Raw genomic sequence first — 3,328 nt, forward strand, 5'->3', positions numbered from 1 at the left:
CCATTTCCGGTACAAGCCGGCCATTTGATCCACAATTTTCCGATTTCTGGGTTCCACCGCAGTGGAATATCAGCTACCCGACAGCCAGGGGGAATTAGACTGGAGATTATTGATGTCCGAATTGCTTCCGAAATCTGGCAATCAGCTTATTGAACTTACAGCCGACATTGTAGCGGCGTATGTTTCCAACAACTCGATCAGACCAGACGACATGCCAAATCTGATCGCAGATGTTTTCGCCAGCATAAAAAAACTGAGTGTGCCGGAAGCTCAAGCTGAAGAGGCGCCAAAGCCACGGATGCCAATCAAGAAGACGGTTACCCACGAATACATCATCAGCCTGGAAGACGGTAAACAGTACCGAACCCTGAAACGGCATCTCTCCGGCGTGGGACTGACCCCTGACCAATATCGCGCCAAGTGGTCGTTGCCCGCCGATTACCCGATGGTTGCGCCCGGTTATGCTCAGCAGCGTTCCGAATTGGCGAAGAAGCTCGGGCTTGGTCGCAAGCCGGGCGCCAAGCAACCGGCGAAGCTTGCGCCAGGGAAGGCGAAGGTTTGATCACACTACGACGATGGCGGGAGAGCAACTGCAGGCCAGATCCCTCGCGGTAACAATCCAAGTGTCTCAATCGCGGATTGCTTTCGGGCTATCATCGCCAAGGCAGCTTACTTCAGCTGATCTGGTCGTGGCGCAAGCGTAGGCCGTCCACGAAGACATCCACCAAGCGAATGACCGTGTCCTGCCAGCCGGGCTGCTCGCGTGTGTAACACATGCCGATGAGGGCACGCATGACGTCTTCAGGCGCGATGTCGTTGCGGATCTGGCCAGCCGCAATGGCCTTCGTCATCAGGTCGCTGACGGAGCGGGCCAGCCGCGCCGCGGAATCGGCATACAGCTCAGCTGAACTCCCAACAGCCGGGGACAGCGCCGCAAGCATGCCTTTTTTTGTGGCAACCATCCCGATGTTGGCATGTAGCCAGCGGCGCAGCGCCTCCAGCGCATTTCCTTCGGCAGTGAGCGTTACGGCGAGATCGACAAGCTGGTCGATCTCGCGACGGTAGACAGCCTGAAACAGCGCCTCGCGCGTGGGAAAATGACGGTAGAGGGTGCCGATGCCGACGCCTGCGGCACGGGCCACCGCCTCAAGGCTCGCATCCGGGCCGCCGGCGCTGAAAACATTCCGAGCAGCGACAAGCAGCCGGTCCCGGTTTCGCAAGGAATCGGCGCGGGGCTTGCGGCTTGCCTTTTCGATTTGCTGTCCCATCTTTGCTGTCATTCCAGTTACGGCTTGCAAAACGGAGGAACCCTCCGTATAAAGCATTATCAGATGGTTGGGCACCTCCACCATTTTTGATGGAAGTGCCGCCTTCCGACAATGCGTGCTGCCTGCGTTGCACAGCCGACCTATCAGGTCGACAAAAATCTAAGACATCACAATCGGAGCAATCATGACTCTGTCCCTCTGCCTTACGGTCAATGGTGTCCGCACGGACGTTACACTCGATGATCCAAGGGTAACGCTGCTCGACCTTCTGCGCGAGCGGCTTGCGCTGACGGGAACGAAGAAAGGCTGTGATCGCGGCCAATGCGGCGCTTGCACCGTGTTGGTGGACGGGCGGCGCATCAATGCCTGCCTTGCGCTGGCGCTCAGCCTTGACGGCGCCGATGTCGTAACCATCGAAGGTCTTGCGCAAGGCGACGTGCTCGACCCGGTCCAGGCCGCTTTCATCGCCCATGACGGCTTCCAGTGCGGTTTTTGCACCCCCGGACAGATCATGAGCGCGGTTGGCCTCATCGGCGAGGGCGAGGCAGGAGATGACMCTGAGCGCATCCGCGAAGGCATGAGCGGCAATCTCTGTCGCTGCGGGGCATATGCCGGGATCATCGAAGCGGTGCTCGACGCGTATAAGCACCTTGCCAACGACGAACGGAGGATCGCATGAACCTGTTCGACTACGTCCGCCCCGCTTCGGTGGCCGAAGCCATCGCCGCTGGCTCCGAACCCGGAACTGCCTATCTTGCGGCCGGCACCAATCTCCTGGACCTGATGAAGGGCGGCGTATCGCGCCCCAGCCGGCTCGTCGATGTTACCCGACTGCCGGGATTGGATAGGATCGAGACGTTGGCTGATGGCGGCATGCGCATCGGCGCCATGGTGCGCAATGCCGATCTGGCTCGTGACCCAGCCTTCGCTGTGGCGCATCCCGCCGTGGCGGAAGCACTGCTGTCAGGTGCCTCGCCGCAAGTGCGAAACGCGGCCACTGTCGGCGGTAACCTCCTGCAACGCACCCGCTGCGCCCATTTCCAAGACACCGCCAGTGCCTGCAACCGACGCGATCCGGGCGCGGGCTGCGACGCGCGCGGCGGCGAAAACCGCAACCATGCCGTCCTTGGCTGGTCCGACGCCTGCATTGCCACGCATCCGTCCGATTTCTGCGTTCCCCTTGTCGCGCTCGACGCAGTGGTCGAGATCGAGGGGCCGGGCGGACGGCGCGACGTCACGCTGGAAGACTTCCACCTGCTTCCTGGCACGACGCCCGCGCGCGAAAGCGTCCTTGAGGCAGGCGAACTGATCACCGGGTTGCGCCTGCCGGCGGAGGCCACACACTTCCGCGCCAATGCTCGCTACTTGAAGCTGCGGGAGCGGACGTCATTTGCCTTTGCTCTCGTCTCCGCCGCCGCTGCACTGCAGATCAAGGACGGAACCATCCGGGCGGCCCGGATTTGCCTGGGCGGCGTCGCCGCAAAGCCCTGGCGCGCCCGTGCTGCCGAGACCCTGCTGGAAGGCCTCTCGCCTGCCTCCGAGGCTTTCGCCAAGGCAGCCGAAATTGCGCTCGCTGGCGCAGCTCCCTCAGGCGACAATGGCTACAAGATCGAACTTGCGACGCGGGTTGTGAAGCGCGCGTTGCTGCTTGCGGCGGCGGGAACCCCAGAGCGCATGCCGGCACTGCCCGCCTCCCCCTTCGGATCCGACAGCGGAGTTCTCATCCATGGCTGACACTCTTCCATTTCCCTCGGCACACGTCCGTCTCGGCTCCAGCAGCGGCCAGCCCCTGACCCGGCGCGACGGCCGCCTCAAGGTCACAGGTGGGGCGACCTATGCTGCCGACAACCATCCTGCAGCCATGCTGCACGCAGTGGTCGCGGTCAGCACTATTGGCCGGGGCAGGGTCGCCTCCCTTGATGTAACGGCAGCCAAAGCCCATCCCGGCGTCGTGGAGGTGATCACCCCCGCCAACCGCCCGCCGCTGGCGCTCGATCCGGATGGCAAACATGGGTTGTTTGGGTTTCGCATCGAGGCTTTGCAGAACGACCATGTGCGCT

At 62.1% G+C, this 3,328-nt stretch carries 4 protein-coding genes and 1 pseudogene; 4 read left to right on the plus strand and 1 reads right to left on the minus strand.

Features of this window, described 5'->3' with window-relative positions; genetic code table 11:
- Positions 1 to 112 precede the first annotated feature (112 nt).
- Positions 113 to 562 carry a Ros/MucR family transcriptional regulator gene (locus tag AC1DUU_RS27035; protein WP_476786435.1) on the plus strand — a complete coding sequence of 150 codons (450 nt, stop codon included), beginning with the start codon at positions 113 to 115 and terminating at the stop codon, positions 560 to 562.
- A gap of 112 nt (positions 563 to 674) precedes the next feature.
- Here AC1DUU_RS27035 and AC1DUU_RS27040 read toward each other — a convergent pair whose 3' ends face one another.
- Positions 675 to 1,268 (minus strand): TetR/AcrR family transcriptional regulator, encoded by a 594-nt coding sequence (locus AC1DUU_RS27040; RefSeq protein ID WP_476786438.1) that lies wholly within the window; start codon positions 1,266 to 1,268, stop codon positions 675 to 677.
- 184 nt (positions 1,269 to 1,452) lie between these two features.
- On the opposite strand from AC1DUU_RS27040, the gene AC1DUU_RS27045 reads away from it, so the two are divergent.
- The 3 genes and pseudogenes from AC1DUU_RS27045 to AC1DUU_RS27055 all read left to right on the plus strand — a co-directional run.
- Positions 1,453 to 1,947 carry a (2Fe-2S)-binding protein gene (locus AC1DUU_RS27045; protein ID WP_476786436.1) on the plus strand — a complete coding sequence of 165 codons (495 nt, stop codon included), beginning with the start codon at positions 1,453 to 1,455 and terminating at the stop codon, positions 1,945 to 1,947.
- On the plus strand, positions 1,944 to 3,002 hold the full coding sequence (locus AC1DUU_RS27050) for an FAD binding domain-containing protein (RefSeq protein WP_476786437.1): 1,059 nt from the start codon (positions 1,944 to 1,946) through the stop codon (positions 3,000 to 3,002). Before AC1DUU_RS27045 ends, AC1DUU_RS27050 begins: the two co-directional genes overlap by 4 nt.
- Positions 2,995 to 3,328, plus strand: a pseudogene (locus AC1DUU_RS27055) (xanthine dehydrogenase family protein molybdopterin-binding subunit); the annotation flags it as partial. The gene AC1DUU_RS27050 and the pseudogene AC1DUU_RS27055, both read left to right, overlap by 8 nt.

This window comes from Aminobacter sp. P4_H6_2 (genome assembly GCF_056400805.1).

Bases quoted from the DNA above. Each gene is read 5' to 3' on its own strand.
- AC1DUU_RS27035 (WP_476786435.1), top strand. From the start codon at position 113: ATGTCCGAATTGCTTCCGAAATCTGGCAATCAGCTTATTGAACTTACA.
- AC1DUU_RS27040 (WP_476786438.1), bottom strand. From the start codon at position 1,268: ATGGGACAGCAAATCGAAAAGGCAAGCCGCAAGCCCCGCGCCGATTCC.
- AC1DUU_RS27050 (WP_476786437.1), top strand. From the start codon at position 1,944: ATGAACCTGTTCGACTACGTCCGCCCCGCTTCGGTGGCCGAAGCCATC.